The organism is Qipengyuania sp. (genome assembly GCF_964227205.1).
GTDB lineage: Bacteria > Pseudomonadota > Alphaproteobacteria > Sphingomonadales > Sphingomonadaceae > Qipengyuania.
Map to the genome: position 1 here is coordinate 572209 of NZ_CAXQVB010000003.1, position 25811 is coordinate 598019.

General features: G+C 65.5%; 29 protein-coding genes, 1 pseudogene and 1 riboswitch. Of the genes and pseudogenes, 20 read left to right on the forward strand and 10 right to left on the reverse strand.

The annotated features are described in order from the left end of the window. Positions 1-61: 61 nt before the first annotated feature. From ACEQZ0_RS10300 to ACEQZ0_RS10310, 3 genes are all read left to right on the forward strand, one after another. Complete coding sequence (locus ACEQZ0_RS10300) at positions 62-1864, forward strand: flavin-containing monooxygenase (protein ID WP_370190688.1); 1803 nt, start codon at positions 62-64, stop codon at positions 1862-1864. A 100-nt stretch (positions 1865-1964) separates the two neighbouring features. Next, a complete protein-coding gene (locus ACEQZ0_RS10305) occupies positions 1965-3755 on the forward strand; it encodes a DUF885 family protein (protein ID WP_370190689.1) in 1791 nt (596 codons plus the stop codon). A gap of 28 nt (positions 3756-3783) precedes the next feature. After that, on the forward strand, positions 3784-5565 hold the full coding sequence (locus tag ACEQZ0_RS10310; RefSeq protein ID WP_370190690.1) for a DUF885 family protein: 1782 nt from the start codon (positions 3784-3786) through the stop codon (positions 5563-5565). 34 nt (positions 5566-5599) lie between these two features. Here ACEQZ0_RS10310 and ACEQZ0_RS10315 read toward each other — a convergent pair whose 3' ends face one another. From ACEQZ0_RS10315 to ACEQZ0_RS10325, 3 genes are read right to left on the reverse strand one after another with little or no spacing between them, the layout of a single operon-like run. Further along, the gene (locus ACEQZ0_RS10315; protein WP_370190691.1) at positions 5600-6916 is read right to left on the reverse strand and encodes a PepSY-associated TM helix domain-containing protein; all 1317 of its coding nucleotides are present in this window, start codon (positions 6914-6916) and stop codon (positions 5600-5602) included. Next, on the reverse strand, positions 6913-7488 hold the full coding sequence (locus ACEQZ0_RS10320; RefSeq protein WP_370190692.1) for a hypothetical protein: 576 nt from the start codon (positions 7486-7488) through the stop codon (positions 6913-6915). Before ACEQZ0_RS10320 ends, ACEQZ0_RS10315 begins: the two co-directional genes overlap by 4 nt. Further along, a complete protein-coding gene (locus ACEQZ0_RS10325) occupies positions 7488-9593 on the reverse strand; it encodes a TonB-dependent siderophore receptor (protein WP_370190693.1) in 2106 nt (701 codons plus the stop codon). The genes ACEQZ0_RS10320 and ACEQZ0_RS10325 overlap by 1 nt, the downstream gene beginning before the upstream one ends. Positions 9594-9840: 247 nt before the next feature. On the opposite strand from ACEQZ0_RS10325, the gene ACEQZ0_RS10330 reads away from it, so the two are divergent. The 7 genes and pseudogenes from ACEQZ0_RS10330 (at position 9841) to ACEQZ0_RS10360 (ending at position 16159) form a co-directional block, all read left to right on the forward strand. After that, a complete protein-coding gene (locus ACEQZ0_RS10330) occupies positions 9841-10701 on the forward strand; it encodes a DUF2391 family protein (RefSeq protein ID WP_370190694.1) in 861 nt (286 codons plus the stop codon). A gap of 14 nt (positions 10702-10715) precedes the next feature. Continuing rightward, positions 10716-11132 carry a hypothetical protein gene (locus ACEQZ0_RS10335; RefSeq protein ID WP_370190695.1) on the forward strand — a complete coding sequence of 139 codons (417 nt, stop codon included), beginning with the start codon at positions 10716-10718 and terminating at the stop codon, positions 11130-11132. 58 nt (positions 11133-11190) lie between these two features. Next, a riboswitch (TPP riboswitch) is annotated at positions 11191-11299 on the forward strand. Positions 11300-11336: 37 nt separating this feature from the next. Further along, positions 11337-13250 (forward strand): phosphomethylpyrimidine synthase ThiC, encoded by a 1914-nt coding sequence (gene thiC, locus ACEQZ0_RS10340; RefSeq protein ID WP_370190696.1) that lies wholly within the window; start codon positions 11337-11339, stop codon positions 13248-13250. Further along, on the forward strand, positions 13243-14031 hold the full coding sequence (locus ACEQZ0_RS10345) for a glutathione S-transferase family protein (protein ID WP_370190697.1): 789 nt from the start codon (positions 13243-13245) through the stop codon (positions 14029-14031). The genes thiC and ACEQZ0_RS10345 overlap by 8 nt, the downstream gene beginning before the upstream one ends. 6 nt (positions 14032-14037) lie before the next feature. Further along, positions 14038-14214, forward strand: a pseudogene (locus ACEQZ0_RS10350) (hypothetical protein); the annotation flags it as partial. A 47-nt stretch (positions 14215-14261) separates the two neighbouring features. Next, complete coding sequence (locus ACEQZ0_RS10355; protein WP_370190698.1) at positions 14262-15044, forward strand: hypothetical protein; 783 nt, start codon at positions 14262-14264, stop codon at positions 15042-15044. Then, positions 15041-16159: a hypothetical protein gene (locus tag ACEQZ0_RS10360; RefSeq protein ID WP_370190699.1), complete on the forward strand. Its 1119-nt coding sequence runs from the start codon at positions 15041-15043 to the stop codon at positions 16157-16159. Before ACEQZ0_RS10355 ends, ACEQZ0_RS10360 begins: the two co-directional genes overlap by 4 nt. Positions 16160-16214: 55 nt before the next feature. Here ACEQZ0_RS10360 and ACEQZ0_RS10365 read toward each other — a convergent pair whose 3' ends face one another. Further along, a complete protein-coding gene (locus ACEQZ0_RS10365; protein ID WP_370190700.1) occupies positions 16215-16685 on the reverse strand; it encodes a YaiI/YqxD family protein in 471 nt (156 codons plus the stop codon). A 355-nt stretch (positions 16686-17040) separates the two neighbouring features. Between ACEQZ0_RS10365 and ACEQZ0_RS10370 the strand changes: the two genes are divergently transcribed. The 3 genes from ACEQZ0_RS10370 (at position 17041) to ACEQZ0_RS10380 (ending at position 18424) form a co-directional block, all read left to right on the forward strand. Next, positions 17041-17277 (forward strand): hypothetical protein, encoded by a 237-nt coding sequence (locus ACEQZ0_RS10370; RefSeq protein WP_370190701.1) that lies wholly within the window; start codon positions 17041-17043, stop codon positions 17275-17277. Beyond that, a complete protein-coding gene (locus tag ACEQZ0_RS10375) occupies positions 17277-17633 on the forward strand; it encodes a hypothetical protein (RefSeq protein WP_370190702.1) in 357 nt (118 codons plus the stop codon). Before ACEQZ0_RS10370 ends, ACEQZ0_RS10375 begins: the two co-directional genes overlap by 1 nt. A 131-nt stretch (positions 17634-17764) precedes the next feature. Further along, complete coding sequence (locus ACEQZ0_RS10380; protein ID WP_370190703.1) at positions 17765-18424, forward strand: hypothetical protein; 660 nt, start codon at positions 17765-17767, stop codon at positions 18422-18424. A gap of 42 nt (positions 18425-18466) precedes the next feature. Here ACEQZ0_RS10380 and ACEQZ0_RS10385 read toward each other — a convergent pair whose 3' ends face one another. Then, positions 18467-19126, reverse strand: a complete 660-nt coding sequence (locus ACEQZ0_RS10385; RefSeq protein WP_370190704.1) for a hypothetical protein — start codon at positions 19124-19126, stop codon at positions 18467-18469. A gap of 123 nt (positions 19127-19249) precedes the next feature. Here ACEQZ0_RS10385 and ACEQZ0_RS10390 point away from each other — a divergent pair, with 123 nt between their 5' ends. The 5 genes from ACEQZ0_RS10390 to ACEQZ0_RS10410 are packed head-to-tail and all read left to right on the forward strand — an operon-like array spanning position 19250 to position 21813. Further along, entirely contained in the window at positions 19250-19654 is a 405-nt protein-coding gene (locus tag ACEQZ0_RS10390) for a GFA family protein (protein ID WP_370190705.1), read from the forward strand. A 9-nt stretch (positions 19655-19663) separates the two neighbouring features. Then, positions 19664-20584, forward strand: a complete 921-nt coding sequence (locus ACEQZ0_RS10395) for an alpha/beta hydrolase fold domain-containing protein (protein ID WP_370190706.1) — start codon at positions 19664-19666, stop codon at positions 20582-20584. Beyond that, positions 20581-21015: a COG3650 family protein gene (locus ACEQZ0_RS10400; protein ID WP_370190707.1), complete on the forward strand. Its 435-nt coding sequence runs from the start codon at positions 20581-20583 to the stop codon at positions 21013-21015. The genes ACEQZ0_RS10395 and ACEQZ0_RS10400 overlap by 4 nt, the downstream gene beginning before the upstream one ends. Further along, positions 21012-21368: a hypothetical protein gene (locus ACEQZ0_RS10405; RefSeq protein WP_370190708.1), complete on the forward strand. Its 357-nt coding sequence runs from the start codon at positions 21012-21014 to the stop codon at positions 21366-21368. The genes ACEQZ0_RS10400 and ACEQZ0_RS10405 overlap by 4 nt, the downstream gene beginning before the upstream one ends. Then, positions 21361-21813 (forward strand): DUF3429 family protein, encoded by a 453-nt coding sequence (locus tag ACEQZ0_RS10410; RefSeq protein WP_370190709.1) that lies wholly within the window; start codon positions 21361-21363, stop codon positions 21811-21813. The genes ACEQZ0_RS10405 and ACEQZ0_RS10410 overlap by 8 nt, the downstream gene beginning before the upstream one ends. Here the strand turns inward: ACEQZ0_RS10410 and ACEQZ0_RS10415 are convergent. Both ACEQZ0_RS10415 and ACEQZ0_RS10420 read right to left on the reverse strand, forming a co-directional pair. Then, the gene (locus tag ACEQZ0_RS10415) at positions 21810-22148 is read right to left on the reverse strand and encodes an Mpo1-like protein (RefSeq protein WP_370190710.1); all 339 of its coding nucleotides are present in this window, start codon (positions 22146-22148) and stop codon (positions 21810-21812) included. The genes ACEQZ0_RS10410 and ACEQZ0_RS10415 overlap by 4 nt on opposite strands. Continuing rightward, positions 22145-23563 carry a S41 family peptidase gene (locus ACEQZ0_RS10420; protein ID WP_370190711.1) on the reverse strand — a complete coding sequence of 473 codons (1419 nt, stop codon included), beginning with the start codon at positions 23561-23563 and terminating at the stop codon, positions 22145-22147. The genes ACEQZ0_RS10415 and ACEQZ0_RS10420 overlap by 4 nt, the downstream gene beginning before the upstream one ends. Positions 23564-23784: 221 nt before the next feature. Between ACEQZ0_RS10420 and ACEQZ0_RS10425 the strand changes: the two genes are divergently transcribed. Together ACEQZ0_RS10425 and ACEQZ0_RS10430 are read left to right on the forward strand one after the other, a co-directional pair. After that, complete coding sequence (locus ACEQZ0_RS10425) at positions 23785-24369, forward strand: YbhB/YbcL family Raf kinase inhibitor-like protein (protein ID WP_370190712.1); 585 nt, start codon at positions 23785-23787, stop codon at positions 24367-24369. 25 nt (positions 24370-24394) lie between these two features. Further along, positions 24395-24646: an SWIB/MDM2 domain-containing protein gene (locus ACEQZ0_RS10430; protein WP_370190713.1), complete on the forward strand. Its 252-nt coding sequence runs from the start codon at positions 24395-24397 to the stop codon at positions 24644-24646. A gap of 6 nt (positions 24647-24652) precedes the next feature. On the opposite strand, the gene ACEQZ0_RS10435 is transcribed toward ACEQZ0_RS10430, so the two are convergent. The 3 genes from ACEQZ0_RS10435 to ACEQZ0_RS10445 are packed head-to-tail and all read right to left on the reverse strand — an operon-like array spanning position 24653 to position 25772. Next, entirely contained in the window at positions 24653-25051 is a 399-nt protein-coding gene (locus ACEQZ0_RS10435; RefSeq protein WP_370190714.1) for a DoxX family protein, read from the reverse strand. Continuing rightward, on the reverse strand, positions 25048-25485 hold the full coding sequence (locus ACEQZ0_RS10440) for a cupin domain-containing protein (RefSeq protein ID WP_370190715.1): 438 nt from the start codon (positions 25483-25485) through the stop codon (positions 25048-25050). Before ACEQZ0_RS10440 ends, ACEQZ0_RS10435 begins: the two co-directional genes overlap by 4 nt. Further along, positions 25482-25772: a DUF427 domain-containing protein gene (locus tag ACEQZ0_RS10445; RefSeq protein ID WP_370190716.1), complete on the reverse strand. Its 291-nt coding sequence runs from the start codon at positions 25770-25772 to the stop codon at positions 25482-25484. Before ACEQZ0_RS10445 ends, ACEQZ0_RS10440 begins: the two co-directional genes overlap by 4 nt. Positions 25773-25811: the final 39 nt, after the last annotated feature.

Sequence of the window (25811 nt, forward strand, 5' to 3'; positions counted from 1 at the left end):
TCCCCCGCCGCATGATGGGTCGGTTGCGAATCGAGACTGGCGCGACGGGGGAGAGAGAAGCATGGCTACGGCGCTCGGCGATGGCGTGATCGACAAGGATGCGCTGCGGCGCAAATACGCCGAGGAGCGCGACAAGCGCCTGCGCGCCGACGGTTCGGCGCAATACAAGCGGCTGGAGAGCGAATTCTCCGATCTCGCCACCGATCCCTATACGCCGCGCGAAGAACGCGATCCGGTCACCGACCACGTCACCTTCGCTTTCATCGGCGGGGGCTTTGCCGGCCTCGTCGTCGGTGCGCGGCTGAAGGAAGTGGGGATCACCGACTACCGCATCGTCGAGAAGGGCGGCGATTTCGGCGGCACCTGGTACTGGAACCGCTATCCCGGCGCGCAGTGCGACACGGCGAGCATGATCTACATGCCGCTGCTCGAGGAAACCGGGCACATGCCGAGCGAGAAATACGCCCACGCCCCCGAAATCCGCGACCATTGCACCCGCATCGGCCGGCAATACGACCTCTACGACAAGGCGCTGTTCCACACGCAGGTGACCGACCTCGAATGGGACGATGCGCTCAAGGTGTGGATCGTGCGCACCGATCGCGGCGATGAATTCACGGCGAGATATGTCGGGATGGGCACCGGCCCGCTGCATGTCGCCAAGCTGCCGGGCCTGCCGGGGATCGAGCTGTTCGAAGGCAAGAGCTTCCACACCAGCCGCTGGGACTATGGCTATACCGGCGGCACGCCCGAAGGCGATCCGATGACCGGGCTGGCCGACAAGCGCGTCGCCGTGATCGGTACCGGCGCGACTGCGGTGCAGGTGGTGCCCAACGTCGCGCGCGATGCAAAGGAGCTCTACGTCTTCCAGCGCACCCCGTCATCGGTCGACGAACGCAACAACCGTCCGCTGGAGCGCGACTGGTTCGACAGCGTCGCCGAGCCCGGCTGGCAAAAGAAATGGCAGGAGAACTTCGTCGCCAATCTCGGCGTCGGCTTCCCGGCTGAGGACCTTGTCGACGATGGCTGGACCGATCTCGGTAAGCGTATCCGCGCGCAGGTGATCGACATGCCGCCCGAACAGCGAACGCCCGAAGGGATCATGGCCGCCTTCGAAGATGCCGACAACCAGAAGATGAGCGAAATCCGCGCGCGCGCCGAACAAATCGTCGGCGGCGAGGCGGGCGAGAAGCTGAAGGCCTGGTACCGCCAGCTGTGCAAGCGCCCGTGCTTCCACGACGAGTATCTGCAGGCCTTCACCCGCCCCAATACCCACTTGATCGATACCGACGGCAAGGGCGTGGAACGGATCACGGCGAAAGGCGTGGTCGCCAATGGCCGCGAGTGCGAGGTCGACTGCATCGTCTATGCCTCGGGCTTCGAGGTCGGCACCGATTTCACCGAGCGCGCGGGCTATGACGTCACCGGGCGCGGCGGGCAAAAGCTGTCGGACTATTGGGCGGACGGGATGAAGAGCTTCCACGGGCTCCACGTCCACGGCTTCCCCAACATGTTCTTCGTCCAGCAGAACCAGGCCGCGGCCTTCATCGCCAACTACCCGCACAACCTCGTCGACCACGCCGATACGGTCGCCTGCGTTGTGCAACATGCCGAAGAGGGCGGGCATGCGACGGTCGAGCCCAGCGCCGAGGCCGAGCAGGCGTGGATCGATTTCCTCCTCACCGGTCCCGGCGCGCGGCTCGGCAGTACCGAATGCACGCCCGGCTATTACAACAATGAAGGGCAGGGCTATGGCGAGCAGGAACGCTTCGCCATGGGCCATCCCGCCGGGGCGATGGGGTTCTTCAGCCACATCGACCAGTGGCGCAAATCGGGCACATTCGAAGGGCTCGAGTTCGGCTGAACGCCGTTCGCGGACTGTGCTGACCGGTTGGTCGAAGGGGCTTTGCCGCGGCCACCGCCCCCGCTAGCCTCGCGGCCTGATTCCCTGGGGGTAGACTCGCATGACCATTAGACTGACCCGCTTCGCTTCGGCGATCGCCATCGCCTGCGCCACCGTGGCTGCGCCCGCCGCCGTCGCTCAGGACCATGCGGAGCATCACGCCCGCATGTCCGCCGGCGAGCACGCCGCGCACCAGCTCCACGCGCTGTTCGAGGCGAGCGAGGCGGCCTATCTCGATCGAAATCCGACCTCGGCCTTCTTCCGCGGCGATTTCAGCGATGCCGACAAGCTGGGCGATTATTCGCCTGCCTCCTATCTCGCCGAAACCAAGGCGGCGGAGGCCAACCTCGCCGCGCTGGCGAAGATCGACCGCGATGCGCTCGGCGCGACCGACCGCATTGCCTTCGACACCTTCGAATACACACAGCAGCGCCAGCTCGCGCAGACCGCACCCGATGTTTTCCCGACCGTCCTCGCGCTGCCGATGGATCATTTCCGCGGGCTGCACGTCTTCTATCCGCGCCTCTCCGCGCCGGGCGCGCTGATGCCCTTCGACACGGTCGAGGACTATCGCAACAACTTCGCCCGCCACCGCGAATTTGCGAAGATCGTCGACCAGGCGATCGACCGGTTCCGCACCGGCGCGGCAGCGGGCATCACCCTGCCGCGCATGTCGGTCGAGCTAATGATCCAGCAGCTCGACACGCAGCTTGCCGCAGGCCCCGAGGCGAGCCCCTATTGGGCGCCGGTGGAGAACTTCCCCGACGCGATGGACGAGGCCGACCGCGCCGCCTTGACCGAACAACATCGCGCGGTGCTGACCGACACGCTGTTCCCCGCGCTGCACAAGCTGCGCGACTATCTCGCCGATGAATACCTGTCGCAGGCTCGCGAGACGATCGCGGCGACCGCCAATCCGGGCGGCGACGATTACTATTCCTATCGCATCGCCGAGATGACCACGCTGCCGCTGACCGCAGAGGAGATCCATCAGACCGGCCTTGCCGAGGTGGCGCGCATCAATGCGGCAATCGATGCCGCCAAGGCCGAGGCGAACGGCCGCACCGGTGAAACCTACACCACCAAGGCGGACCTCCAGCAGGCGTGGTACGGCGTCGCCGAGCAGGTCGATCCGCTGATGGAAAAAGTCTTCCTGCGCCAACCCAAGACCGAGCTCAGGATCGAGCCCTACGAACCCTATCGCGAGAAGTTCAACCTTGCCGCCAGCTACATGTCGGGCAAGGCCGACGGCACGCGTCCGGGCACTTTCTATTTTAGCGGCTACAATGTCGCCGAAAGAAAGCTCGGCACCTCGATCAACCTCTACATGCACGAGGGCAATCCGGGGCACCACTTCCAGTCGATGTTCGCGATCGAGAACGAGGAGCTGCCCGAATTCATGCGCTATGGCGGCTTCACCGCCTTCAGCGAGGGCTGGGGCCTCTATGCCGAAAGCCTCGGTTACGAACTCGGCCTCTACGACGATCCGGTCCACCGGCTCGAAGCGCTGCAGGGCGGCGAATTGCTGCGCGCGGTGCGGCTGGTCGTCGACACCGGGATGCATGCGCTCGGCTGGAGCCGCGAGAAGGCGATCGAATATATGGTCGCCAACGGCCAGCCGCGCGACTTCGCCGAAAGCGAGACCGCGCGCTATATCGTGATGCCGGCACAGGCGCTCGCCTACAAGACCGGCGAATTGAAGATCAAGCAGCTGCGGGCCAAGGCGCAAGCCGCGCTGGGCGAGGATTTCGACGTCCGCAAGTTCCACGAACAGGTTCTCAACACGGGGGACATTCCGCTGCCCGTGCTCGAAGCCAAGATCGACGCCTGGATCGCGGGCGGCGGCCAGTAAGTCCTGCCCCCGCAGCGAAGGAAATACGATGATGAACCGTACCGCACTGCGCCTCGCTTCGGCGCTGGCCATCGCCACCGGCGTGCTCGCCGCACCCGCGGCCCATGCCCGGGACCAGGCCGAAACGGCGGCCCCGCAGACCGAAGCGCAGCGCCTGCGCGCCCTGCTCGCGCAAAGCGAGGCCGCGGCTCTGGTCCGTCACCCCATCGCCGCCTTCTATCGCGGCGACTTCACCCATGCCGACAAGCTGGGCGACTGGTCGGCGGCGGGTTTCGAGGCCGAACGCACAGCCGCCGAGGATAACCTCGCCGCCTTGGCGATGATCGACCGGGCGGCGCTCGATGCGGGCGACCGGATCGCTTACGACACTTTCGAATATGCCAACCAGCGCACGCTGGCCGGCTTCGTGCCCGAGGTCCTTGCCGTCGAACTGGCGCTGCCGCTCGATCATTTCCGCGGCATACAGGGCGACTATCCCAGCCTTTCCGCCCCCGATGGGGTCATGCCGTTCAAGACGCCGGAAGACTACGCCAACAACATCGCGCGGCACGCGGCCTATGCGCGGATGGTCGAGGATGTGATTGCGCGCTTCGACACGGGGCTGGCGCAGGGGATCACGCTGCCGCGGCTGACGGTCGAATTGATGATCGACCAGCTCGACATCCAGCTCGCCGCACCCGACGACACCAACCCCTATCTCGCCCCGCTGCGCAGCCTGCCCGACAGCTTCACCGAGGCCGAAAAAGAAACGGCGCGCACGCAATTGCATGCCGCCCTTTCAAACACACTCAACCCGGCCATGCGCCGACTGCGGACCTATCTCGCCGAGACCTACTTGCCGCGGGCCCGCAGCAGTATCGGCGCGACCGACAACCCGGGCGGCGAGGCCTATTACGATTACCGCATTGCCGAGATGACCACGCTGCCGCTCACCGCGCGCGAGGTCCACGAACTAGGCCTGTCGGAGGTCGCGCGCATCTCCAAGGCGCGTGCCGAAACCATTGCCGCGCGCGGCGACCGGAGGCCGCCGGTCTACACAACCAAGGAGGCGCTGACCGAGGCGTGGTACGAGGTCGGCCGCAAGGTCGATGCCGCGATCGGGCCGATGTTCCTGCGCCAGCCCGAGGCGGCACTGCAGATCAAGCCCTACGAGCCCTATCGCGAGCAGTTCCAGCTCGCCGCCTCCTACCAGCCGGGTGCAGAGGACGGATCGCGCCCCGGCACTTTCTATTTCAGCGGCTGGAATGCCGCCGAGCGCGAGCTGAGCCCCTCGGTCCGCCTCTACATGCACGAGGGCAATCCGGGGCACCATTTCCAGATCATGTTCGCGATCGAGGATGAGAGCCTGCCCGATACGCTGCGCCACGGTTGGTATACCGCCTATGGCGAGGGCTGGGCGCTCTATGCCGAAAGCCTCGGCTACGAATTGGGCCTTTACGACGATCCGGTCGACCGGCTGCAGGCGCTCGAGGACGGCGAATTGAAGCGCGCGGTGCGGCTGGTCGTCGATACCGGCATGCATGCGCTCGGCTGGACCCGCGAGCAGGCGGTCGAATACATGGTCGAGAACGGCAATCCGCGCGATTATTCGGAGAATGAGGTCGCCCGCTACATCGCGATGCCGGGCCAGGCGCTCGGCTACAAGATCGGCGAATTGAAGATCAAGCAGCTGCGCGCGCGCGCCGAGGCTGCACTGGGCGAGGATTTCGACATCCGCGTGTTCCACGACGAGGTGCTCAATTCGGGCAATATCCCGCTCGCCGTGCTCGAAGCCAAGATCGACGCCTGGATCGCCGCCGGCGGGAAGTAGGGACGGCGGCCTCTTCCTTTTCCGGCGGGCGCGGTCAGCGCGCGTATTCGGGATTGGCCGGGGGCAGGCGCCGCCTGGTCCGGACTCGCCGCCGCGCGATCGCCAGACCCACGGTGGCGACGGTCACCGCCCAGAAGATCGCGACGAAGGGTGCCCCGTTCCCCAGCGCCAGTCGGGCGATCAGCGTGGCGAGGATCGCCAGCGGCACGCCCAGCGTCACGCCCCACCAGCCGGCCCGGACCAGCGGCCGCGGTCGTCCCTTGCGTGCCTGCTTGTCGAGCCAGATGAAGGTGCCGGTGGCGACCACCACGCCCAGCGCCACGCCGAAGACGATATAGGCGATCTTGACCGGCAGCCCGCCGTAATTGCCGAAATGCAGATTGTAGATCGAGGCGGCGAACTGCTGCCCCGTCGCGCCGTCGGCCAGCCCGGTGGTCCCCTCGAAGGTGCCGTCGGGCGCGAAGTGGTAATATTCGCCGAAGACCAGCCGCCGCGCGTGCTCGCCGATAACCTGCACATGCTGCCCGCGCGTTCCAGGATCGTGGAGGATGACGTAGGATACGCGCACCGCGGGGTATTCGCGCGCCATATGGGCCAGCACGGGGGCGACGCGCGGCAGCGGTGCAGGGGCCGGGTCGGCCTCGCCCTCCGCCCCGAAGACCGGCGCCAGCGCCGCATCGCTGTCGCCGTCATAGGCCGTCGCGGCGAGCGAGAAGCCCGCGACGTAGAACAGCCCGATCATCGCCCCGGTCAGCGCGATCGCGAGCGCGAAGGGTAGCGTCCACACCGCCAGCCGATTGTGCCAGTCGAGCGTCGCGATCTCGTCCTTGCGGCGCGCGCGCAGGCGGAAGGCGTCGCGGAAGATGCGCGGATGCGCGACCACGCCCGATATGCCGAGCGCGACGATCATCGCCCCGAACATCCCGACCAGCGTCATCCCCCAGACCGGTGGCAGGTTGAGCCGGTAATGCAGCGCGAGCAGGAATTCGGACCAGGCGTTTTCCTCAGGCACCGCAATCGCGCCCGTCGCATCGACATGCACAGCCTGCGTGTCGGTGGTGATCGTGGTGCGCGGCAGCGCCTCGGTCGGCATGTGGACGTAGAGATGCGTGGTCGGGGCCTGCCCCGCCTCGGAGGCGACGACTGCGGCCACCGCGCGCTCGACCGCCTGCGGCGCAATGCTGTCCATCTCGGGTGCATCGCGCTGCTCGAGCCGCTGGAATTCCTCGTAGAGCATGATCGTCGCGCCGCTGACGCAGATGAGATAGAGCAGCGCGCAGCAGATCAGGCCGATCGCCGAATGCGCGGCCACGCCGCGGCGGACGATGTCCTTGGACAGCAGCGCACTCATGCGGCGCTCCCCAGCAGCAGGAGCGGGACCGCGGCGCCGGCGAGCGGCACGAGCAGCATGGCGAATTGCGCGCGGCGGCGCTCGGTCATCAGCATCGCGAATGCGAGCAGCGGCCAGAGCAGCGGCACCAGCGCGAGGACCATGACATTGCCGTCGGCCTCGGCGACCGGCCAGCGCATCGCCGCAACACGGATCGCGAGCGCGAGGACCACCGCCACTGCCAGCGCCAGCGGTCCGCCCAGCACGAAAGTCGTCAGGCCGTGGATCGGGCGCGCAGGCCGCGCGGCGGATGCGGCAATCCGAACGGTGGGGGCGGATCGACGCGCCGCACGCGGTTTCTCCACGGCGGAATGGGCGAGCAGCAGGGCCGCGGCGCTTGTGGCACATAGCACTGCCACCGCCACGCCCCAGGCCCCCTCGGAGAGGCCCGCGAGCAGCGTTCCCCCGGCGATCCCGGCCCAGCCGAGCGCATTGAGGCCGCGATCGCGGTGTGGTCGCCCCCATGACAGGCGCAGCACCGCCACGCCCCCCGCCGCGAGCGCGCAGCCGAGCCACAACGTGCCGTCGGACATCAGAAACTGCCCCGCAGCGTCAGCGTGTAATTGCGCGGCTTGGCGTAATAGGCCTGCTCCCAATAGAGGCTCGCGAGGTATTTCTCGTCGGTGACGTTGGCGATGTTGGCCTGCAGTTCGAGAGCGTCGGTCAGCTGGTAGCCGGCCTGCAATTGCAGCGTGGCATAGGCATCCTGCTCGACCCGGCCATAGGCGGTGTCGACATGGACATCGTCCTGCCAGGCGAGCACCGCGCCGAGCGAGAGGCGCTCGGTCGGCTGCCAGCGCAGCGCCACATCGGCGGTCGTTCGCGGCACGTAGCTGCGCACTTCGGTGCCCGTGCCATCTTCCAGCGAGAGATGCGTCAGCCCCGCCTGGACTACCAGCCCTTCGCCGATCCGGCCGGCGATCTCGATTTCGGCGCCCTGGCTGACCACGTCGATCCCGGTGTAGAGCGTCTGACCCGTGGTGGGGTCGAGCCCAACGGATTCGGCGAGGTTCGACTGTTCGGCGCGGAACAGCGCCAGCGTGCCGAGCAGCGCGCCATCGGGGGTCTGCGCCTTGAGGCCCACTTCCATGCTCTCGCCCCTGGCCGCGCCGAGCGGGGTGAGGTCGGTGCCGGTTTCGTGCTGCGGCAGGAAGATGTCCGAATAGCTGGCATAGAGGTTGAGGCCGTCGAAGGCCTCGAAGGTCACCCCGGCGAAGGGGCTGATCGCGCTCTCCTTGCGCCCGAAATTGACCCCGAAACTCACTCCGTCGGAGGTGACGTCGATGACGTTGGCGCCGCCGATCAGGCTCAGCCGGTCGGTCAGCTCGAGCCGCGTCGCGGCATAGGCGCGCCACATGCGATAATCGAAATCGGCCTGCTCGGCGGGCGGATCGTAGGCCGGGCGGCCGACCTCCTGCCCGGTCCAGTCGGGCAGCGCCGGGAGCGCGCCCCATGCGGGATCGGCGAAGGGGACCGAGCGCCCGAGATAGTGGAAACCGGTATCGCTGTATTGCACGCCCACCGAGACATCGTGCTCGCGCCCGAAGGCGGCGAATGTGCCGGCAAGCTCCGTGTCCCAGATCCAGCCGCCGGTGTCGTAATTATAGGCGCCCGGATAGCCGAACAGGCCGAGGCCGGTCGCCGGGTCGGGTGTTCCGTAGACATAGAACAGTTCCGAATCGCTCGAAATGTCCTGGCGTGTGAGGACGGTCCTCAGCGTCCAGTTCTCGGCGAGGCCGAGCGCCGCTTCGGCAAAGCCGCGGCTGTTGGTCGTGTCCCAGAAGGTCCAGTCCTGCGTGGTCGAAGTGCCGACCGGGTAATCGGTCGGCGATCCGTCGGTGTGGATCAGCGGCAGCGCGCCCCACAATACGTTGTCGGCATTGTTCTGCTGGTGCGAATAGCCGAGCGCGACCGACAGGTTCGGGGCGAGATCGCCGACGAGGACGATCTGCCCGGCAAAGCGATCGGCGGTGTAGTCGCGCAGATGCGATTCCCCGCTGGTGATCGCGCCGGTCGCCCGCAGCCCCCAGCTGCCGCTTTCATCGAGCGCCAGGTCGAGATCGGCTTCGCCGCGGAACGTGTCCCACGAGCCATAGCTCAGCGCGGCCGAACCGCCGGTCTCGCCGGTCGGGCGGCGGCGGATGAAATTGATCGTTCCCGCCGGATTGCCGATGCCCGAAAGCAATGCATTGGCGCCGCGCACCACTTCGACACGGCTGTAGAACACGGTATCGAGCGAGCCGCTGGTGGGGCCGTAGACATTGGGCGTCGCCAGCCCGTCGACCATCAGCCAGCTGATGTCGAAGCCGCGCGCGGTGTAATAGGTGCGGTCGGTTTCCACCTGCTCGACCTGGACGCCGGGCACGACGGCAAGCGCGTCGTTGATCTCGTCGAAGCCGAAATCCTCGATCAGGTCCTCGCCGATCACGCTGACCGATTGCGGCGTGTCGACCAGGGCGAGCGGCAGCTTGGTCGCGCTGCGCGGCGGATCGTCCTGCCGCTCGCCCCGCACGATGATGCCGGGCGCACTTTCGGCGCTGTCCATCATTGCCTCGGCCATGGCGGGCGCGGCGGACAAGAGGGCAGGGGCGAGCGCGATGCTGGCAAGCAGCCGCGCGGCGGGGGAAGCGATGTGCATGATGATTTCCTCGTCTGAACTTGCCAGCCCGCTAATGCGAGTCACTTGCAAGAGTCAAGGCTAATGCAAATCAGTTGCATCATTGTGACGGAGTCTCGCCCGTCTGCCCGAATGCCGCGCGGCTCAGTCGGGGGGGGCGGGAACTTGTCGAGGCGTGACGGTTTCAACCTCTAATGTGTGCCTCCGGCATGCCAGATCGAAACGGGGGCAAGATATCGTGGTGCAGGCTTTCACGAGCAGCCCTTGGTTGAGAACTACCAAGTGGAACCAGCCGATCGACGATGGTCGCGAATGCTGTCCGGCCGGCCAGGTCGAAATCCGGGACCTCGCCCGTGGTATTGCCGGCGCGCTGTTCGTCTCGCTACCGCTGCTCTTCACCGAGGAAATGTGGCTCACCGCGCGCGACATTTCCGATTGGGTGCTGCTCGTCTTCCTGTTGCTCTCGATCGGGCTCAACCGGCTTTACCTGGAATTCTCGGGCTTCCGCCATCGCCAGTGGTCGAAGTCGAAGTGGTGGGACGCGGTGGTCGCACTCGGCATCGGCATGTTCGCCAGTGTCATAACCCTGACTGTAACCGGCATTGTCGGACCCGCGCTGAATTTCTACATCACGATCAAACTCATCGCGCTTGAAACCATCCCGATGAGCATGGGGGCGGCGGTGGCGATCAACCAGCTCGGCGCCGGGGATAGCGCCAAGGTCGGCCAGACAGCGTTCGGCCTAGACACGCAGGTGCTGCTGGGTTCCTTTCTCGGTGGTTTCCTGTTTGCCTTTAACATCGCGCCCACGCAGGAAACCAAGCTCATCGTGCAAGGACAAAGCTGGTGGTTGGTACTGGCCACTGCGGTGATTTCGCTCGGCATATCCTATCTTACGGTCACCATCGCGCAGTTCGAAGAGCGTGATCTCAGCGATCGCAAATTCATCACGAGCGATTGGTTCGAGGCCCTGCTGGCCTACATCCTCGCCTTCGCCCTAAGCATGATCCTGCTGTGGGTGTTCGGTTACGGAACTCCGCTCGACCCGATCGAGGTCTGGCTGCCCCAGACCGTTGCCTTGACCTATGCGACCACGTTGGGTGGCGCTGGAGGGAGATTGATCCTGTGACTCAAGCGAGCCCAATGCGGAGCGATGCGGGCGGCCAGACCGATACGCGCGAGACCGGCGAGGAGGAGGGCGGGCACCCGCCCACAGTGCTCGGCTGGATCGTGCGTCTCGTCAGCCTGCTGCTGCTGCTCTTGCTGATCGGCATACTCGTCTTCGAAGCGACCCGACCCGAAAAGGAAGTCCGTTTCGAGACCGAGCCGAAATTCGACGAGATGCGCAGCCAGAACGGCCAGTTCCTGCTCCCGGTCGAGGTGACCAACCGTGGGACGAGGACCGCGCACACCGTGCGGCTGGTGGTGAGTGATGGCGCTCAAGAACGCGTGGTCGAGATCGAGCGCATGGCGCAGGCAGAAAGCAAGACCTTCGTCATCGCCTGGGACAGCCCGCCGCGCACCGTGGACGCGCGGATCGAGAGCTACGAGCAACCCTGAAGCCGGTCCGGGCGACCGCATCGACGGTTGCGGGATTGTCTCCATGCGCCTAAACCGGCCGCCATCCCCGGGGAGCCAGCTGTGGCTGAGAGGGGCGCGTAGCTGCGTCCGACCCGTCGAACCTGAACCGATTAGCATCGGCGGAGGGAGTGGGCGGCACGCGATCGAAGCCCGCTCTCCATCCGCCATTTGGAGAGTAGACCCATGGCCGACATCAACAGCAATTTCGACATCCCCCCCTCGGGAGAGAATATCGAAGTCACCACCGGTCCGATCCGCGGCAGCCGCAAGGTCCATGTCGGTGCGAAATCCGGCAGCGGTATCCAGGTCGCCATGCGCGAGATCGACCTCGAGGGCGGCGAATTGCCAGTGCGCGTCTACGACACCAGCGGCCCCTATACTGATCCCGATGCGCAGATCGACATCCGCAAGGGCCTCGAGCAGAAGCGCCGCGCGTGGATCATGGCGCGCGGCGACGTTGAGGAATACGACGCGCGCGAAGTGAAGCCCGAAGACAACGGCCAGCTCGGCCCCGACCGTTCGGGCGGCGTCCCCGCCTTCCCGAACGTGGCGAAGAAGGTCCTTCGCGCCAAGCCCGGCATGAACGTCAGCCAGATGCACTACGCCCGCCGCGGCATCATCACCCCCGAGATGGAATATGTCGCCGAGCGCGAGAACCTCGGGCGCGAGATGCTGCGCGACGAGGCCGCCCGCCTGACCGCGCGCAATGACGGCCAGCCCTGGGGCGCCAACCTGCCCGATTACGTCACCCCCGAATTCGTCCGCGACGAGGTCGCGCGCGGCCGCGCGATCATCCCCTCCAACATCAACCACCCCGAAACCGAACCGATGGCGATCGGGCGCAACTTCCTCGTCAAGATCAACGCCAATATCGGCAACTCCGCCGTCGCCTCCGACGTCGCCTCCGAAGTCGACAAGATGGTCTGGTCGATCCGCTGGGGCGCCGACACTGTCATGGACCTCTCGACGGGGCGCAACATCCACGACACGCGCGAATGGATCATCCGCAACTCGCCCGTCCCCATCGGCACCGTGCCAATCTACCAGGCGCTGGAAAAGGTCGGCGGCATTGCCGAGGACCTGACCTGGGAAATCTTCCGCGACACGCTGATCGAGCAGGCCGAGCAGGGCGTCGACTATTTCACCATCCACGCAGGGGTCCGCCTGCCCTATGTCCCGATGACTGCCAAGCGCGTCACCGGCATCGTGTCGCGCGGCGGCTCGATCATGGCGAAATGGTGCCTCGCGCATCACAAGGAGAGCTTCCTCTACGAGCGCTTCGACGAGATCACCGAGATCATGAAGGCCTATGACATCGCCTATTCGCTGGGCGACGGCCTGCGCCCCGGCTCTATCGCCGACGCCAACGACGAAGCCCAGTTCGCCGAGCTCTACACGCTGGGCGAGCTCACCAAGCGCGCCTGGGAGCAGGACGTCCAGGTGATGATCGAAGGCCCCGGCCACGTGCCGATGCACAAGATCAAGGAGAACATGGACAAGCAGCTCGAGGCCTGCGGCGAAGCGCCCTTCTACACGCTCGGCCCGCTCGTGACCGATATCGCGCCCGGCTACGACCACATCACCAGCGGCATCGGCGCGGCGCAGATCGGCTGGTACGGCACCGCCATGCTCTGCTACGTCACGCCCAAGGAACACCTCGGCCTGCCCGACCGCGACGACGTGAAGGTCGGCGTGGTGACCTACAAGCTCGCCGCCCACGCCGCCGACCTCGCCAAGGGCCACCCGGCGGCCAAGGTCCGCGACGATGCATTGAGCAAGGCCCGCTTCGAATTCCGCTGGCGCGACCAGTTCAACCTCAGCCTCGACCCCGACACGGCCGAGCAATATCACGACCAGACGCTCCCCGCAGAAGGCGCCAAGACCGCGCATTTCTGCAGCATGTGCGGGCCCAAGTTCTGCAGCATGAAGATCACGCAGGAAGTGCGCGACTTCGCGGCGAAGCAGAACTCGGACAGCTACCTCGCCGCCACCGCGCCGGTCGAGAATGCCGAGGCAGGCATGGAGCAAATGAGCCGCGTCTACGAGGAAACCGGCCGCGAGCTCTACATGGGCCAGGGCGATCGCGAGCATGACTGAGCGCGCGGCGCAGGGGGCGGGCGCCGCGCCGGACGAGGATATCCTCATCATCGGCAGCTTCGTCAGCCCCTATGTGCGCAAGGTGCTCGCCTGCATGGCCTTGAAGGGCCTCGCCTATACGATCGACCCGATCACCCCCTTCTACGGCAATGACGCCTTCACCCGCCTCTCGCCGCTGCGCCGCATCCCGGTGCTGGTGCAGGGCGACCTCGCGCTGTCCGACAGCTCGGTGATCTGCGCCTGGCTCGACGAGCAATATCCCGACCGCCACGCGCTGCTGCCCGCGACCCCCGCCGATCGCGCCCGCGCGCGCTGGCTCGAGGAATTCGCCGACACGCGCATGGGCGATGTCTTCATCTGGGGCCTGTTCTACCAGAAGGTCGTCCACCCGCTGGTGTGGAAGGAACCGGGCGACGAAGCGCGCATCGCCGCGACGCTCGAAACCGACATGCCCATGGTGCTCGACTATCTGGAAGGGCAAGTGCCCGCAGACGGCTTCCTCTTCGGCGAGATCGGGCTGGCGGACGTGGCGCTGGCGAGCTTCTTTCCCAATGCGCGCTATGCCGGATTCGAGGTCGATGCCGAACGCTGGCCGCGCACCGCGGGCTTCGTCGCGCGCTGCCTCGCGCATGAGTGCTTCGCCGCGACCAGCCGCTGGGAAGCCGCGCAACTCTCGACCAACCCCGCCGGCCGCCGCGCCGCGCTCGAAGAGGCCGGCGCCCCGCTGAGCGCAGTGAGCTACGCGCTCAAGGAGCCGCGCCCGGGGGTGATGACGTTGTAGGGAGTTGTGCGCGACTTCGCGGCGAAGCAGAACTCGGACAGCTACTTCGCGAGCGAGAACTTGCGTGCCGAGACCTCAGCCGAAGAGGCCGAGGTGGCGGAGAAGGGCATGGAGGAGATGAGCGAGGTGTATCGTGAGAAGGGCGAGAAGCTTTACATTACCGCGACAGACGGAGATGCGTAGTCCAGAAAGAATCAGGTAACATCCAGCATCAACGGATTCGAAAGATTGTGAGCGATTTTCAGGAATGGGTCGACAAGCACGATCCGATTGAAGAATCACAGCTACCTTTGACGCATATTGCGCGGTCGTTGCGAGCAGTCGAAATTCTTGAAAAAAAGAGGATTTCGCCTCGCGAGTGCAAGCATTTTCGCGAAGCTTTGGCGTACTTTTTTTATGGGCGGCCTGCTTATCGCGTCACTTCTGACGCCACCATTCAGATAGAAGCCTCTTGCCCCTGCTGCTTCCTTTTCAAGTCTGATATTTTGGCCAGAGCAAAAAATATCCATGCATTTGATACGGGAGCATTCTTCAATCGCCTCTACTCGCATGTCCTCGACGAAGACTTTAAAGTCGAACACTTCTCGTTGGGAGATGATCCTGAGCGAATTGCAAGGCTCATTTCTGCGAGCTTCGAAAGCCAAGGTGCTTACTTTGACGCTGACCGTTCCAGACTGAGAAATGCCGATGATGCGGCGGAAGCGTGGGAGTTGTCTGGTAGGGCCTATCTGACTTTGCTCGCTTCGCCGGGTCGGAACGAACCGGATGATAGGATTTGTTCGATCGAAGTGACTTTTGGCGATCCTGTCCTACTCGATCAGAACTTGCTAGCTGTTGTCGTCCCTCACACGTTCTGGGATGGCGACAAGAAGGCGCCTTTTCTGTCTGCACTTCCAGAAGAGGTCACTATAATCCCGTATCGCTTCATTCCCGGCCGCCACCCTGAGTATTACCAGGCTCAGATCGAAGGCCAAGTTCGAGCTTTTTATGAAGAATTGGGATTGTCGATATGAAGTCCCAATGGATAATCTGCGGATATTGCGTGGACCGGCCGGGATTTCCGGCATTTGCTCAAGCAATTTTCTCGCGACCCGAGGGTCCGGAATTGTTCATTCAAGCCAGTCTGATAGAGTCTATCGCGCCAAAATTATTGGCATTCGACGGACTGCCTGATTTCCCTTTGGCGGAGGAACTCGCTTATAATCCGACAGAAGACCAAATAGTTGGTTGCGCATTCGCGAAGGATGACGTTCAATTCTGGGGCTTGGAAACTTTCCGGCAACTTGCTGAAAATAATAAGATCGAAGCGCGCGCTCTAGAGGTTTTGCGCCCCTTTATTGAAACACCCGAAGAGATGGACGGGCGCCTAACTAATCTCGTAAACGACAAATGGATTGCGAATTCAATTTCGAGAAACGCTTTCTATGAGATTTTAATGGATGACCTTGCTCGGCACGGTCATGGGGAGCAATGCTTTTCAAAGGTTGTCGCAGCTTCAAAGTTTATGGTGGGCTGGACGACACAAAGCATACCTAGGGAGAAGCTTTCCGCTGCTTTAGAGAAGTCGAGTTACGACGCGAATTCACTTAACGACGCTCTCAAATCGAGAATGCTCGAAACAGCCCATCTGAGTGCGGTCTTTAAGGAAGATCATTCTTCTGAAATTGAGTTTGCGAAGATACTTAGAAGTATTTCAGGAGCATCGCGCCAAGAGCTGCGCTTGAGTCGTTTTCTATCAACACTTCTTGAAAAGCCTAAATTGGGTGAGCGGATATTCTCCGAGTATAGGCCTTGGGCGGTCGCGGAAACAGCAGCGCATAGGAGGTTACAAACCTTCAAAGAGGACTGGTCTAGCTTTCCTAGAAATCAGAGAGCGCATCTGGTAGCCCACCTTATTCCTGAGCTTGTCAGATTGCAGTTTGGATCACGCCGAGGCCAATTTATAGTCGATTTAGCTCGCTCTCTGGCTCACGATCCTATTGTTCGGGAAGCTCTTCTCGAAGAATTTCACCGTCGATCTCACACTTGGGCTTATTCAGAAGCGCAGCGGGAGTTCACCGCTGCCCTAGATGAGAAGCAACGGTCGTTTCCTTGGGGTGCTGAGGGGCAGCAAAGCTTAGAATACTGATCCCGCGCATTTCGTGTAGGGGCTCGACTCTCGTGGTTTGCGCAACGCTGCTCGCTCAGCGCCCCCTCCGCACCAGCACCCGGTCGAGCGCCTGCAGGAAGTTCGACCGGTCCGCCTTGCTGAACGGCGGCGGGCCGCCGCCCATGCCGTCCATCCCCGCGCGCAGATCCTCCATGATCGCGCGGGTGGCGACGGCGCTGCCGATGCTCGCGGCGTCGAAGCTCTTGCCGTTGGGCGCGAGCACCTGCGCGCCCCTTTTCAGGCAGCGCTCGGCGAGCAAGATGTCGGCGGTCACCACCACGCTGCTTGGGCTCGCATGCTCCGAGATCCAATCGTCGGCGGCATCGAAGCCGTCCGAAACGACCACGCGCTTGACTCGCTCGTTCACCGGCACGCGGAACATGCTGTTGCTGACCACGCGGACATGTGCGCCATGGCGTTCGGCCACGCGGTAGATTTCTTCCTTCACCGGGCAGGCGTCGGCATCGACGAGGATGGTGGGGACGAGAGTGGTGGGCGCGCTCATGCGCGCTTCGCTAGCGCAGGCGGGTGGGGCGGGTAAACGGCAGGCAGACTTTCCTACACCCCCCATTCTGTGGCTTATCCTGCGCGATGAGCGACGATCCCGATCCCCCCGCGCGCAGCGCCGCGCCCGACAACAGCCGCTAGACCGGCCCGAAGGCGGAGCGCTTCATCGAACAGCTCGCCCGGCGACACCTGCGCCATCACCTGCCAGCGCGGACTGTCAAAATATTCGATACGAATAAACGGATAGAGGGGCTGCAAGGTTCATCGCGCATGATTGCGAATTTCTGTAAAAATGTGTATTTGCGGCTGAAGGGTGCGCGCATTTCGAGTCGAATGACTCAATGGGGGGTGAAATGGCACCGGATACCTCCACGCTATACATCACTGCGGACGCAGAATTTTTTATCGTATTGGTCGTTATGTTTATTGCGGCAGTGGCCCTGCTTGCGTGGGTCAAGCGGTTACCGCCAAGGCCGGGGCCGGCTTTCGAGCCTCTCCCCGAAAACAGCGGCGGGATCGAGATCAATCGCGACCAGCTCGAAGCATTGCGCCAGAGCGGCAAGTCCTCGCATGGCAAGGAGCCTGTGTGATGGCCGCCGTAACCATTGGAGGAGGCGCGGCCCTTGGGGGCGGAGTGGCCATTTCTTGGCCCGCATTGCTTGCCGCAGCGGCGGTGGTGGTCGTCGTCGCGATAGTGGTGGTCGCTGTCGTCGCGTTCATAGACTGGCTGTCCACGCCGAGCCGGCCCAAACCGCCCCGGCCGCTGCATCGACGATGTAACTTGCGACCCGGCTCACCTCCTGGCGAATGCGAATACGCCTGCTACATCGTGTATAGCGACGGGACGATGAGCTATACGCACGACATGACAATCACCCTCGCCAAGCTATCTGAATTGTTGGGGCGCAAGGTGACGCAATGTCCGCCGTTCATCATTTCGCCCTAGCGGTTGGGCGCAGGATCCGGCGACTTCGGGGTTAGCCGTCGTTCGTGAGCGACCGGCGGTAGTCGAGGCTTCTCCAGGGGGCGTGCAGGCAAACTTTCCTACACCCCCCATTCTGTGCCTTATCCTGCCAGATGACCCAGCACAGCCCCATCCCGCCCGCCGCTTCCGAGCTCTCCGATGCACCCTCCGCCCCCGAGGCCCCCACCCGCCACGACGGCTGGTCGCTCGCAAGACAGGTGCGCTTCCTGCGCGCGCTGTCCGCCACGCATTCGGTGACCGAGGCGGCGAAGTCGGTCGGGATGTCGCGCCAGTCGGCCTATCGGCTGCGCAGCCGGATGAAGGGGCAGGCCTTCGACCTCGCGTGGGAGGTGGCGTTCCACCATTCCTTCGACGTGCTCGCGCATGCCGCGCTCGACCGCGCGCTCAACGGGGTCGAGGTGCCGGTGTTTTACCAGGGCGAGCAGGTCGGCAGCTATCGCCGCTACGACGAGCGGCTGACGGTGGCGCTGCTCGGCCGCTCGACGCTGGGCGGCAATCCGGTGCTCGGGCGGCTGGGGCCGCTGGCCGAGCGCCATGCGCGCGATTTCGAGGCGCTGCTGGGACAGATCGAGGCGGGCGATCCTCCCGCCACCGGCCTGCCGGGGCCCGGCGATCCGGGCGAACTCGAACGGATCCGCGCCGGGACCAGCGCCGATCCGGCCTATCTCGCCGCGTCCCCCTGTCCGTCCGCGCTGTCCGATGCGGAATTGATCGCGGCATTACAGGCGTTTGAGGAGGAAGCGCGAAAGTGACACGCTGTCACCTTCGTCACCCGCTGGCGGCGGCGCGCAGCGTCAGAGGCCGGGCGCGGGTGCGGCTGGCGCGGCCGAGGCGGCGGGCGTCGCAGCGGGTTTGCCTGCGATGGCGAGCGTGCCGGACCGGGCTTTCGCGGGGGCGGTCAATGCCGTGCTGGCGGGAGCTTTGGCGGGCGCGCTCGCGGCCAGCGCGCCGGAGGGCTTCGACGAGGCGCCGGGGGCGGCGTCCGTCGCGGGGCTCGCCGGAGCGGCGTCCGGCTGGGGAGCCGAGGTGCGCGGCGCGCTGCGGGGCGGTTGCCATTGCGCGAGGCGCTCTATCTCGGCCTCGCTCAAGGCCCAATCGGCCTCGGCTTCGAGATACGCCCGCTCGGCGCCATCGGACCACGCGTCGCTCGTTCCCCGCAGCCGCCCATGGCGGGCGAGCGCAGCCACCGGGATGGTGCCGGTCGGGGTGACCAGCGGGTAGTGGTCGGGGAGCGGCTCGGCCACGGCGCGCGCGTCGGCAAGCGCGGGCGGTGCGGGCGGCGCATCGCCGGGCGAGGGGACGCCGGCCTGCCGCAGCATCGGGGTCGAGCCGATCGACTTGCCGCTGAGCGCCCCGGCCAGCGCAGCCGCGACCAGCAGCGGCGCGGCCAGCCAGCGCCGATCGATCGGCCGGTGCGCGCTCGGGCGGTGGATGCGATGGCGTGGCGTGGTCACTGCTGCTCTCTCCTCCCCTGCCAACGCCGGGGCGGGGAGCTAGGTTCCGCTCTCCGGCGCCCGCCAGCGCTGGACACGCCGCGCCTTTGGGGTAGTCTCGCCCGCGCAGATGGGAGAGACGGCATGACGAAGGGCGAGGGCGGCTGCCTGTGCGGGGCGATCCGCTACGAGATCGAGGGTGAGGCTGCGGCGGCGATGGTGTGCCATTGCACGCATTGCCAGAAACAGTCGGGCAGCGCCTTTTCCACGATCCTCGGCGTGCCCGAGGGCCAGGTCGCGATCAGCGGTGAACCGGTGACCTATTGCGACAGCGGCGAGAGCGGAAAGAGCGTCGAGCGGCTGTTCTGCGGCACCTGCGGATCGCCGCTGTTCTCGAAAGTCGAGGTCGCGCCCGGCATGCTGTGGGTCAAGGCGGGGACGCTCGACGACGCCCGCGATTTCAGCCCCGCCGTGCATATCTGGACGCGCAGCAAGCAGTGCTGGGTCGAGACCGGCGCGGTGCCCGCCTTCGAAACCAACCCGGGCTGAGGGCGAACCATGGCCAGCATCCGCGCCCGCCTCGTCAATCTCGCGCTGCCGTTGCTCGGGGTCAAACGGTTCTTCTCGCAGCCCGACAAACTGGCCGAGCGGATCGCCAGGATGCGCCGGCAGAGGCCCGTCCGCCCGCAGGCAAAATGGCACAAGCGCTTCGATATCCGCGAGTTCTCCAGCCGCGGTTATCCGGTGGTGACGATCGAGCCCAGGGGCGGGGCGAGGCCCGGCGCGCCGCACCTGCTCTACCTCCATGGCGGCGGCTATGTGATGGATATCGCCGCGCTCCACTGGGACACGGTGGTGGATCTGTGCGAGCGGCTCGGCGCCTCGGCCACAGTGCCGCTCTATCCGCTCGCGCCGGAGGCCAAGGCGGCGGGGACGCTCGACCAGATGCGTGCGCTCTATCTCGAACTGGCCGAGCGGTATGGGGCGGACAATCTCACCGTCATGGGCGATAGCGCGGGCGGGGGCATGACCTTGGCGCTGGCTCAAATGCTCAAGTCCGAGGGCGCGCCGCTGCCGGGCAGCCTGGTGCTCTATTCGCCCTGGCTCGATGCCACCGGCAAGGCCGAAGGGCAGCACGAGATCGAACCGCGCGACCGCATGCTCGCGGTCAGCGGGCTCGAGGCCTGCGGCGCCATGTATCGCGGCGAATTGCCGGCCGAAGATCCGCGAGTCAGCCCGCTGTTCGGCGATCTCGACGGACTGCCGCCGATGGCGATCTTTTCGGGCACGGCGGACATCATCCTGCTGGTCGACGGGCGGCGGCTGGCGCATAGGCTCGGCGAGCCGGGCATGCCCGATCACATCTATCGCGAATATGCCGACATGTTCCACGTCTGGATGCTGCTGCCGGTGCCCGAGGCGATGCAGGCCCGCGCCGAGACGGTCGATTTCATCCGCGAACACAGGAAAGCCGAATGAGCCTTCGCCACCTTTCGATCCTCCTTGGCCTGGCGTGCATGACCGCCTGCAGCGATGGCAGCGCCGATTCACCGGGCGACTCCACCACCGGGTCCTTCGACGGGATCGCGGCGGGCGAGACGGTCCACTATACCGGCACCGAGCCCTTCTGGGGCGGGGCTGCGGCGGGCGGAATGGCGACCTATGAAACGCCCGACAATCCGGGCGGCAGCGAGTTCGCGGTCGAGCGCTTCTCGGGCAACAACGGGATCGGCTTCAGTGGAAGCCTGAACGGATCGTCCTTCGACATGACGATCACGCCGGGTGCGTGCTCGGACGGGATGAGCGACCGGAGCTATCCCTATACCGCGACGCTGATGATCGGCGGCGAGCAACGGCAGGGCTGCGCCTGGACCGACAGCCAGCCCTTCAGCGGACCGGAGGCGCCGTGATGGCGCAGCGGGCGATCGGCGGCTGGCGCCTCTTCTTCTGGATCGCCGCGGCCTACAATCTGGTCATCGGTCTCGGCGCCTTCCTCGATTCCGAATGGGGCTTCGCCGAGGCGGTCAACGGCGTGCTGATCTTCGCCTTCGGCATCCTCTACGCGCTGGTCGCACGCGAGCCGAAGCGCTTCGCCCCGGTGCTGCTAGCGGGTATTCTCGGCAAGGCGATGGTCGTGCTCATGCTCGGTCCGCCCAATTGGGACGAGGGTGGAAACCCGGCGATCGGCGCGATCGTCGCGGGCGACCTGCTGTTCGCGCTGGGGTTCGTCGCCTTCCTGATCGCGCTGCGCCGGCGTGGCTAGCGTTCCGGTCCTGCCTCGCTGGCTCGGCATCGCCGGGCTCCTGCCGCAGCTCGGCTGCGTCGCGGTGCTTTACGCCGGCCCTGCCGATTGGCGCGCCGGAGCGCTGACGCTGGCTTTCGCCTATGCTGCACTGATCCTCTCCTTCCTCGGCGGGGCGTGGTGGGGAATCGCTGCCGCCGCGCCCGCGGCAGAGCGGCGCAATGCACTCGGTTGGCTGTGGATTGCGGCCGTCGTGCCGAGCCTCGTCGCACTGGCGGGCTTTTTGCCCTGGGCCCTCGGCTGGCAATGGCCCGAACCCTCGCTGGTCATGCTCGCAGGGGCGCTGCTGGTCAGCATCGGCGTCGATGCGCGACTGGGCGCGCTGGCGCCGCGCTGGTGGATGGCCCTGCGCGTGCCGCTCTCGCTCGGACTCGGCCTGCTGACGCTCGCCGCCGCGCTGGCCTAGCGCCGCGCGACCCCGGCGGCGTCGAGCTCGGGGCCGAGCCGCCGCGTCAGCCATAGCCACCACATGCGGAAATCGGCACGCAGGCTCCATAGCGGATAGGTGAAGGTCGCCGGACGGTTCTTCTCGTGTCCGAAATGCGCCACCCAGGCGAAGAGATACCCTGCCACCGGCATCGCCGCGAAGAGCAGCAGCCTGCCGGTGACGAGCGCGCCGATCGCGAGCGCCACGACCAGCGTGGTCCCGACATAATGCAGGGCGCGGGTGCCGGGGCGTGCATGCTCGCGCAGGTAGAACGGCCAGAACTCGGCGAAGCTGGTGTAGCGCCGGTTGCTCACTGCAGCCCCGGAATCTCAAGCTGCGCCGGGCTCGGCGCTTCGGGCATCACCAGTTCGCGCCGCGTCGGGGTTGTACCGGTCGTGGCGGTGGCGCCGGGCGCGGCGCCGATTGCGGTGCAACTGCGCCCGGCGAGGAAATCGAGCGCGGTGGAGATCGAGGCTTCCTGCGGATCGCCGAGCGGCTTGAGGATATCGTCCGCAGCGCGGCAGGTCCGCGGCATCACGCCGGCGAGACCGCTGTAATAGTCGCCGCCGCCGTCGGCATTGACCGAGCGGAAGGCGACCACGCGCAAGCGATCGTCGCAGGCTGAGCGGTCGCGCGCGATCTGGCCCACCGGCTTGCCATAGGTGTCGGTTCCCACCAGCGCGATATTGGCGCCGAGATAGGGGATGAAGGCATTGGTCACGAGTTCGCTCGCCGAGGCGGTCCCCTCGGTCCCGATCACGGCGATCCTGGTGGCCGTAATCGCCTGCGTTTCGGCGGCGAAATTGCGGACCTCGTTGTATTCGCTCTTCGAATCGCGAAACAAAGTCCGGCTGAAAACCTGACCGGTCTTGTCGGCCGCCAGCAAATCGCCGAGCAGTTCGGCCACCGAGACGAGCCCGCCACCATTGTAGCGCAGGTCGAGGATGACCTGCGTCACGCCTTGTGCGCGGAAACTCGAGAACGCCTCGCGCAGTTGTTGCTTGGCGCTGTCGATGATGAATGTTCGCAGGTTGATATAGCCGACCTTGGTACCGCCATTGTCGAGGATCTTGGCGCCGTACCGATCCGAGATCGGATCGAGCGAATAGTCCGCCTTGGTCACCGAGATATCGCTCTGGCTGCCGCCGGGTTGCTTGACAGTGAGCCTTCGGGTGACGCCGGCGTCGCTCGGTCCCAGCGCATTGACCACCGCCTGCGCCCCGCCGGCGGCCATCAGCGCATCGACGCTTTGTCCGTCGACTGCCAGGATCTCGCTCCCGCGGTCGATGCCCTTGGCAAAGGCTGGCGCATTCTCGAACGCCTCGACCACGAAGACACGCCGCGCGGCGACGTCGTAGCTTAGCCTTACGCCGAAGCCGGCGTTCGAACCGCTGTTGATGAGCGCATTCTCTTCCGCGATCGAGGTTATGTAGGTGAAAAAGCGATCGCGGTCCTGCGCGCGCGCGGGCGCCACCAGCGCATCGAGATAGGCCTGGAGCGAAGTGTAACCGGCCTTGTTGACCGATTTGTCGAGCAGGCTGGGGAAGAGATACCATTCGTCGAGCTGGCCCAGCGCCCAGTCTTGCCGGCTGGCGAGCGAACAGGAGTCGCTCGTGCCGCCCCCGCCCGTGCCCCCTCCGCCGGTATTCCCGCCGCCGGAATTCCCGCCGCCGCAGGCGGTCAACGACAGTGCCAGTGTGGCGGAGATTAAGGTGCGACCCAGCCTCATGCGCCTGCTCCCATGCAGTTATTGCGAAGTGCCCCTGCCGGGGCCGGACACGATCCATGACGGGTAATTCCGGGTGGGGCAAGGGCGCTGATGATCGTTGGCAAGCCCCGTTTCCCCCCGAAAACGGTGCAAATTTCACCGCGTGGTATGGTTTGTAGCCCGCAGCTATGCCTTAAAGGCGTCCCTGAAGACGCCCTTGGGGCGCGAAAAGAGGAGTTTTCATGGCTGGCGGTGGTGCGCCCTGGGTTCGAGATGCGGTTGGCGGGGAAGCCGTGGGGCATGTCCTGACACTCGAGAAAGTGGCCGACGAACGCGTGCTCGGCCGCGGCGGCTTCGCGCTGACCAGCGCGGCCTTCCGCCATGGTGGCGAGCTCGACCCCTCCTTCACTGCGATCGAGGAAGACGCGGTCGCCCCTCCGCTCGAATGGACCGCGCCGCCGCCCGGCGCGCAGGAGCTGGTGCTGGTCGCCGAGGATGCCGATCGCGGCCACGTCCACTGGACCGTCTGGGGCCTGCCGCCGCAGAAGGGCAAGCTGATGGAGGGCGAAACCCCGCCGCGCACCGGCAAGAACGCCCACGGCAATTCGGAATGGCTGTTGCCCGACCCGCCGCTCGGCGAGGAACACCGCTACGTCTTCCAGCTATTCGCGATCGACCTCCCGCTCACGCTGATGCCGGGGGCGACGCACGAAGAACTCGTCCGCAATCTCGACGGACATGTAACCGCCGCCGCGGTCCTGACAGCCCGGTTCGAAGGCCATGAGGTCGAGGAACTGGATGTCGACGATCTCGACGACGTAGATTGAAGCATAGCCAAGGAAAGGATTAGTCATGGCTGGCAAGAACAACGCACTGCAGAAGCCGGTGAACCTGTCGCCGGAACTGGAAAACGTGGTCGGCAAGGGTCCCATGACCCGCGCCCAGGTCACGTCGAAGGTGTGGGATCACATCAAGGCGAACAACCTGCAGGATTCCAAGGACAAGCGCATGATCAACCCCGACGACAAGCTCGGCGCGGTGATCGGCAAGGACCAGATCTCGATGTTCAAGATGACGGGCGCCGTCTCGAAGCACATGAGCTGATCCTGGTTACCGGCGGCGCAGCGGCCAGTCCGTTGCGCCGCCGGTCCACAGCGCGAGCCACACGAGCAGCGGCTGCGCAAGCATCCTCGGCAAGTGATAGCCGAGGCCCCACCCGCCATCGGGGCGCGCCATGTCGAGCGCGAAGTGGTGGATATTCGCCGGAAAGACGCAGATCGCATAGAGCGCGAGGCCCATGGCGCCCGCGTAGCGCAGCGGCTTGCTGAAAGGCTGGGTGAGCGCGACCGCTCCAAGCAGTTCGGCAATGCCGGTCCACCAGACCACCGCCTCGGGCGCTGGCACCCAATCGGGCATGATCGCCAGGAAGGGCGCCGGATCTGCGAGATGCATGTATCCGGCCAAGGCGTAGAACAGCGCCAGCAGCCAGCGCAAACCGGTCCGGATCACTCGCCCGGTTCCCATCCTTCGGGCGCGAGTTCGAAGCCCGCGAATTCGAAAGCGGGCGCCACGACGCAGGATACCAGCACATAGCCATGCGCGCCCGCGGCGGGTCGTGCGGCCTGCCACCACTGCGGGGCGATGACATGCTGGAACGCCTCGCCGCCGAGGGCGTCGGGGCCGAGCGTGATCGTCCGGGCGGGCCCCCGGTCGGTTTCGGCCAGCGACAGCTCGAGTGCATCGCCCGCGTGCCACAGCCAGATCTCGGAGGCATCGACACGGTGCCAGTGCGAGGCCTGGCCGTGCTCGAGCAGGAAGTGGATTGCGGTGGCGGCAGCGCGTTCACCCTTTGCGGCGGGCGCGCGCCAGGTCTCGCGGTACCAGCCGCCTTCCGGATGCGGTTCGAGGCCGAGTTGCTCGATGATCGCGCGGGCGGGGCTCACTCCTCGACCACCTCGACGCCCTTCCAGAAGGCGATGCGGTCCCTGATCTCGGCGGCGGCTTCCTTGGGCTCGGGGTAGTACCAGGCGGCGTCGGCGTTGATCGCGCCGCCCGCATTGATCGAGTAATAACTCGCCGTGCCCTTCCACGGGCAGTGGCTCGTCGTCTTGCTCGGGACCAGCACGCCGCGGGCAACGTCGCGAGCGGGGAAATAGTGGTTGCCTTCGACGACGACCGTATCGTCGCTCCGGGCCAGGGTCTCGCCGTTCCAGCGGGCGGTGATCGTCATGGTTGGGCCTTTCCTTGCGGGTCGTCTTTGCTAGGACAG

Bases quoted from the DNA above. Each gene is read 5' to 3' on its own strand.
- ACEQZ0_RS10300 (WP_370190688.1), top strand. From the start codon at position 62: ATGGCTACGGCGCTCGGCGATGGCGTGATCGACAAGGATGCGCTGCGG.
- ACEQZ0_RS10305 (WP_370190689.1), top strand. From the start codon at position 1,965: ATGACCATTAGACTGACCCGCTTCGCTTCGGCGATCGCCATCGCCTGC.
- ACEQZ0_RS10310 (WP_370190690.1), top strand. From the start codon at position 3,784: ATGATGAACCGTACCGCACTGCGCCTCGCTTCGGCGCTGGCCATCGCC.
- ACEQZ0_RS10315 (WP_370190691.1), bottom strand. From the start codon at position 6,916: ATGAGTGCGCTGCTGTCCAAGGACATCGTCCGCCGCGGCGTGGCCGCG.
- ACEQZ0_RS10320 (WP_370190692.1), bottom strand. From the start codon at position 7,488: ATGTCCGACGGCACGTTGTGGCTCGGCTGCGCGCTCGCGGCGGGGGGC.
- ACEQZ0_RS10325 (WP_370190693.1), bottom strand. From the start codon at position 9,593: ATGCACATCGCTTCCCCCGCCGCGCGGCTGCTTGCCAGCATCGCGCTC.
- ACEQZ0_RS10335 (WP_370190695.1), top strand. From the start codon at position 10,716: ATGCGGAGCGATGCGGGCGGCCAGACCGATACGCGCGAGACCGGCGAG.
- thiC (WP_370190696.1), top strand. From the start codon at position 11,337: ATGGCCGACATCAACAGCAATTTCGACATCCCCCCCTCGGGAGAGAAT.
- ACEQZ0_RS10345 (WP_370190697.1), top strand. From the start codon at position 13,243: ATGACTGAGCGCGCGGCGCAGGGGGCGGGCGCCGCGCCGGACGAGGAT.
- ACEQZ0_RS10360 (WP_370190699.1), top strand. From the start codon at position 15,041: ATGAAGTCCCAATGGATAATCTGCGGATATTGCGTGGACCGGCCGGGA.
- ACEQZ0_RS10365 (WP_370190700.1), bottom strand. From the start codon at position 16,685: ATGAGCGCGCCCACCACTCTCGTCCCCACCATCCTCGTCGATGCCGAC.
- ACEQZ0_RS10370 (WP_370190701.1), top strand. From the start codon at position 17,041: ATGGCACCGGATACCTCCACGCTATACATCACTGCGGACGCAGAATTT.
- ACEQZ0_RS10375 (WP_370190702.1), top strand. From the start codon at position 17,277: ATGGCCGCCGTAACCATTGGAGGAGGCGCGGCCCTTGGGGGCGGAGTG.
- ACEQZ0_RS10380 (WP_370190703.1), top strand. From the start codon at position 17,765: ATGACCCAGCACAGCCCCATCCCGCCCGCCGCTTCCGAGCTCTCCGAT.
- ACEQZ0_RS10390 (WP_370190705.1), top strand. From the start codon at position 19,250: ATGACGAAGGGCGAGGGCGGCTGCCTGTGCGGGGCGATCCGCTACGAG.
- ACEQZ0_RS10395 (WP_370190706.1), top strand. From the start codon at position 19,664: ATGGCCAGCATCCGCGCCCGCCTCGTCAATCTCGCGCTGCCGTTGCTC.
- ACEQZ0_RS10400 (WP_370190707.1), top strand. From the start codon at position 20,581: ATGAGCCTTCGCCACCTTTCGATCCTCCTTGGCCTGGCGTGCATGACC.
- ACEQZ0_RS10420 (WP_370190711.1), bottom strand. From the start codon at position 23,563: ATGAGGCTGGGTCGCACCTTAATCTCCGCCACACTGGCACTGTCGTTG.
- ACEQZ0_RS10425 (WP_370190712.1), top strand. From the start codon at position 23,785: ATGGCTGGCGGTGGTGCGCCCTGGGTTCGAGATGCGGTTGGCGGGGAA.
- ACEQZ0_RS10430 (WP_370190713.1), top strand. From the start codon at position 24,395: ATGGCTGGCAAGAACAACGCACTGCAGAAGCCGGTGAACCTGTCGCCG.
- ACEQZ0_RS10445 (WP_370190716.1), bottom strand. From the start codon at position 25,772: ATGACGATCACCGCCCGCTGGAACGGCGAGACCCTGGCCCGGAGCGAC.